The sequence below is a fragment of the Moorena sp. SIO3I6 genome, from assembly GCF_010672095.1.
Genome location: NZ_JAAHHU010000918.1, coordinates 1 through 1955, shown reverse-complemented (window position 1 = coordinate 1955; position 1955 = coordinate 1). Strand labels below are relative to the sequence as shown.

The following is a 1955-nucleotide window of genomic DNA, read 5'->3' as shown; positions in this document are numbered from 1 at the left end:
AGCCTGAGGTAATAATCCCAATCTTCAACTGATTTTAGGCATGGGTCAAATTCTCCAGCGGCTTCAATATACTTCCGCTTTACCATGATATTGGAACCACTGGATATGAAGTTACGAATTAGTAATTCGGGATAAACATTACCCTCCCAATAAAGTGGTTGCCAAGCAAACAAAAATTTGCTATTCTCATCTATAAAGGCAGTCCAACTGTAAGCCACTCCAGCTTCAGGATTTTTTTGCAGTGCTGCTAACTGTAGCTCCAATTTATCGGGTTTCCATAAATCATCGGCATCTATAAACGTAATAAATTCGCCCCTAGAGCGACGAATGCCACGATTACGAGCCACTGGCAATCCGCCATTTTCATAGGAGAACACTTTCAATCGATCATCGTTGACTGTACTGATTACATCTAATGTACCATCAGTTGAGCCGTCATTAATAATAATTAACTCAAAATCTGAAAAGGTTTGTGCTTGAATCGATTGGATCGTTTCTAATATAGTTTTTTCTCCGTTATAAACTGGAACTATTACAGATATGGTGGGCATGGCGATTATCCTTTTTTTGTATATAATTATTGCATGGTAATTTCCCACAAGAGGTCTAGACAAACCCCTTGAGCATTGTTATTTTAGTCCCATCCCTACTACAACCAAACCAGGCCAGTAGAGGTAAGCTAATCCCTCTAGATTTTCCCCAAACGAGAACAGGATACAAACTAGTAGTATTGTTAGTGCTGTTGTGGCAACTTTACTCCTTTGAGCTTTAATTAAAAGCTCTATAAAAGTATAGACTATAGGGATAAATATTCCAATAAAACCGACGATTCCATGAGTATATAAAGCACCATACCAAGTGTGGTGACTCCCAATAGGCATACCAGCGACAACATCAGGGCCTTTACCCACTTTAATGGCATGACCCCAAATCGGTGCATCTTCTTCCCACTTACGGTGAGAAAGCCGAGCTAAGGCCGACCTAACCCGCGACGAAGCAGATCTTTGACCGGAAAAAGAGTCTTTCAAGTTTCTAGCTATCATTAGCAGTTGGGGACCAAATAGACCACCAATAAAACTCCCTATTCCTGCTGTAATTTGGATAGCGGGTTCGGTGAGATTTCCCAAAAATGTTACCAGTATTGGTATACCCACTAAGCAGATTATCCCCATCCGGGACACTGAACCCACAATTGCAGCAGCACAGCCAATCATACCAATAAAACGCCACTTTATGTCCGGGTCTCTACTACTCAGGAAAAAGTGTACGTTACAGGCAAATGCCAATGCTGGAGCCCAAGGCGCAAATAAGAAAAGGCGTGTTTCACCACTTTTTATCACGTAAGGACTTACGGCGTAGTAACGTTGACTGTTACCACCAATTTTTGCCATTAGGGTGCTAGTATACAAGGGCATCTCTAACCCAGTCAGACTTAACCCATAGGTAATTGGCACCAAGATCAGAGTTTGTAGGGAAAGGATAGAAATTGCTCTATAGATTATTTGTGGTCGGATGTTGAGGCAACCAATTAAAGGAAATAAGGCGAGAAGGGCCCAAGTTCTCAAAAAGGAGTTAATAAAAGATTTTATAGTTTTAACAGTTGAGAAACCCCAATCTAAATGACCCACAACTAAGGCTATGCCAATGACTGATATGCAAACAATCCAGACCCATACTCCAATGGGAATCCGAATCCTTTCTTCCGGTGGAGTATCTGATGTTTGCTGCCAAAGCTTTTTAATTAGATAAAAGGTTAGCAGCCAAGCTAGGGCTGGGGCAAAAACAAACTGTGCGCCTAAAAAAAATAATAAGTAGGTGGATATTATATAATAGAAAACTACTTTTTCTTCAAAGTTTTGCGGTTTCATTAAAGCCTGCCTAATGGCTTAGGTTACTGGGGCCAGTCTATGATGTCTAGCTTGATAAAAAATGGATTAGTTGCATCAAAAATCTTA

Annotated in this window: 2 protein-coding genes; both read right to left on the bottom strand. The window is 40.6% G+C overall.

Going from position 1 to position 1955, the window contains the following annotated elements; genetic code table 11:
* Positions 1-551, bottom strand: a 551-nt coding sequence (locus F6K49_RS44435; RefSeq protein ID WP_293108320.1) for a glycosyltransferase family A protein, incomplete at its 3' end; no start/stop codon positions are given.
* A gap of 78 nt (positions 552-629) precedes the next feature.
* Positions 630-1868 (bottom strand): capsular biosynthesis protein, encoded by a 1239-nt coding sequence (locus F6K49_RS44430; RefSeq protein WP_075895524.1) that lies wholly within the window; start codon positions 1866-1868, stop codon positions 630-632.
* Positions 1869-1955 lie beyond the last annotated feature (87 nt).